Source organism: Streptomyces katrae, from assembly GCF_000966975.1.
GTDB classification, from domain to species: Bacteria; Actinomycetota; Actinomycetes; order Streptomycetales; family Streptomycetaceae; genus Streptomyces; species Streptomyces katrae.
Window position 1 is genome coordinate 1 of the sequence record NZ_JZWV01000484.1, and the last position, 2,771, is coordinate 2,771.

Here is a 2,771-nt window from a genome sequence, read left to right on the forward strand (position 1 = left end):
GAGACAGCCCCGGAGCCCCCGGAGCCCGCAGAGCCGCCGGAACCCCCGGTGCCGCCCGTGGCTCCCGTGCCTCCCGTGCCGCTCCCGGCGGGCGTCGCCTGGGCCGGTCCCGAGGCCGCGGGCGGGGTGGTGGGCTGGGCGGGCGCGCCGGAGTCCCCGGTCGGTCCGCAGGCCGTCATCAGGGCGGTGGCCGCCGCGGCCGCCGCCAGTGCCGCCGCCGTGCGCCGAACGCCTGCCGTGTACTGCATGGGGTGCTCCCGTTGGTTCATGTCCGGTCCCGCGCCGGCACTCGCGTCCAGGGTCACGCGTCCCGGACCCGCCAGGTTGCGAGGACGCGGCGCTGTGGCGGTTCCGTGACATGACCAGGACGTACGTGGCACGGGGCGGCGGCCCGCCGCCCGGCCCCGCCTCCCGTTCCCCCAGGGGGATTCTTTTCGGCCCTGCGTTCCGGCCACCCGGCTCATGTGACGCATCCGGCGATCTTGTAGAAGAAAGGCGGCAATGAGCCAGTGAACCCGTCTGATCGGCACCTTGCGGGGCAGAACAACAAGCCCACGGGGCACGCCTGTTGACTGGGGCAACATCTGAGTCCAGCAGCCGAGACGAACTGTGCGGTAATCCAACCGGAGCCGCGCTTTGCGGATAGGTTCTGAACGTCGCCGCCGCACCCGGGACACGGGGTCCGAGCGGGGAATCGCGGCGACAGGGACGTGACCACTCCCATGACAACAGCAACCCGGACCAGCGCCTTCCGCGTTGACCCCTACACCCCGCACTGCCAGGTCATCGCGGGCGAGGGCGACCACGCCGTCATCGGCATCTCACCCGGTAACTCCTATTTCTCCGCCCAGCGCGTGCACGCGCTCGCCGAATGGGCCCTCGACAACTTCCGGCAGGCCGATCTCATCTACACCGACCTGCACGTGGCCGAAATGTATGTGGCCATGGGCTATCCGGAGGACGAGGCCCGTCGTAAAACGGTCAAGAACCTCCGTGGCGTACGTGCCAAGGTGACCAACGCCGTGGCCGATATAGACCCGTCGGGCACGCGGCTCCGCGGCAGACCGATGTCCTCCCTCCAGGGCATCCCCGCCTACGACCGCATGCACGCCGACCTGCTGGAACGGCTCGGCACCGATCCGGCGTTCGCCCAGACCGCGAACGAACTCGTGGACATCTTCCTCTCCTCGAAGGTGCTCGGCGGCCAGCAGGCCACCGCACACCAGCGGAAGGTCTGCCTCGACTACGTGTGCGCCGAAGCACCCCTGTTCCTCGACACCCCCGCGATCCTCGGTGTCCCCTCCTCGCTGAACTGCTACCACCAGGCGCTGCCGATGGCGGACCTGCTCTACTCGCGCGGCGCCGGACTGCGGGCCTCCCGCAACCAGGGCCACGCCGTCGTCACCCCCGCCACCGAAGGAGACCAGCTGTGACCACCCACGCGGAGCCGATCCTCGACTTCCCCTTCACGTGGGACGGCACCCACCTGCCTGCCCAGATCGGCGAACTCGCCCCGGTCGTGAAGGTACGCACCATCGCCGGAGCGGAGGCCTGGCTGGTCTCCTCGTACGAGCTCGTCAAGCAGGTCCTCGAGGACGACCGGTTCAGCCTGAAGAACACCTCCGACCCGGGGGTGCCCCGCCAGTACGCGCTGACGATCCCGCCCGAGGTCGTCAACAACATGGGCAACATCACCGGCGCCGGCCTGCGCAAGGCCGTCATGAAGGCGATCAACCCCAAGGCCCCCGGCCTCCAGGAGTGGATGGAGGAGCACGCCGCCGAGCTCGTCGAGCGGATGCTCAAGCACGGCGCCCCCGTCGACATCCGGTCCATGTTCACCGACCCCTTCTCGGAGGCGATGCACTGCCAGATCCTCGGCATCCCGCACGAGGCGGCCCCGCTGCTCTCCGAGTCGCTGCCGATCGCGTTCATGAACAGCCCCCGGGAGATCCCCGCTGCGCGGCTGAACTGGGACCGCGACATCGCCTACATGACCGCCCGCCTCGACGACACCGAGCAGGGCCTCATCGGCGACCTCGCGAAGCTGCGCGGCACCGAGGGCTACGAGCACGTCAGCGACGAGATGTTCGCCACCGTCGGCGTCACCCTGTTCGGCGCGGGCGTCATCTCCACGGCCGGTTTCCTCGCCATGGCACTGGTCACCCTGCTCACCCACCCGGAGGAGGCAGACCACCTCGCCGACCACCCGGAGCTGATGCCCCAGGCCGTGGACGAGCTCCTGCGCATCAACCTGTCCATCGGGGACGGCCTGCCCCGCCTGGCCATGGAGGACATGACCCTCGGCGAGGTCGAGGTGAAGAAGGGCGAGCTCGTCCTCGTCCTGCCCGAGGGCGCCAACTTCGACCCCTCCGTGTTCCCGGACCCGCACCGCCTCGACTTCACGCGGGCCAACTCCTCCGCCCACTTCTCCTTCGGCGGCGGCTCCCACTACTGCCCCGCCACGGCCCTCGGCAAGAAGCACGCCGAGATCGGCCTGCGCGCCGTCCTCGCGGCCATGCCCCGGCTGCGGCTGGCCGTTCCGGTCGAACAGCTCGTGTGGCGCACCGGCTTCATGAAGCGGCTGCCCGAGCGCCTGCCGGTGATGTGGTGACCGCGGACCGCTCCCGCTGACGGCACGACGAGGCCCCCCACCCCGGACGCGGGGCGGGGGGCCTCGGCCGTTCAGCTGCCGGAGGAGAGGTTTCCGGAGAGGACCGGGATGTTGTCCAGGATGTGCGAGAGGGACTCGTCACCCTTGGCCTGGGTGGAGA

The 2,771-nt window shown here is 70.1% G+C and carries 2 protein-coding genes and 2 pseudogenes; 2 read left to right on the plus strand and 2 right to left on the minus strand.

Translation table 11 applies throughout. From position 1 onward, the window contains the following. A pseudogene (locus VR44_RS46415) lies at positions 1-248 on the minus strand (hypothetical protein); the annotation flags it as partial. A gap of 474 nt (positions 249-722) precedes the next feature. Here VR44_RS46415 and VR44_RS17900 point away from each other — a divergent pair. Both VR44_RS17900 and VR44_RS17905 read left to right on the plus strand, forming a co-directional pair. Next, positions 723-1,433 carry a cyclodityrosine synthase gene (locus tag VR44_RS17900; RefSeq protein ID WP_045948523.1) on the plus strand — a complete coding sequence of 237 codons (711 nt, stop codon included), beginning with the start codon at positions 723-725 and terminating at the stop codon, positions 1,431-1,433. Further along, positions 1,430-2,611, plus strand: coding sequence for a cytochrome P450 (locus VR44_RS17905; RefSeq protein WP_045948524.1), 1,182 nt, complete (start codon positions 1,430-1,432; stop codon positions 2,609-2,611). The genes VR44_RS17900 and VR44_RS17905 overlap by 4 nt, the downstream gene beginning before the upstream one ends. 71 nt (positions 2,612-2,682) lie before the next feature. On the opposite strand, the pseudogene VR44_RS47290 reads toward VR44_RS17905, so the two are convergent. Further along, positions 2,683-2,771: pseudogene (locus VR44_RS47290) on the minus strand (rodlin); the annotation flags it as partial.

What these genes read in the sequence shown, in the direction of transcription:
- VR44_RS17900 (WP_045948523.1), top strand. Translation starts at nt 723, where the DNA reads ATGACAACAGCAACCCGGACCAGCGCCTTCCGCGTTGACCCCTACACC.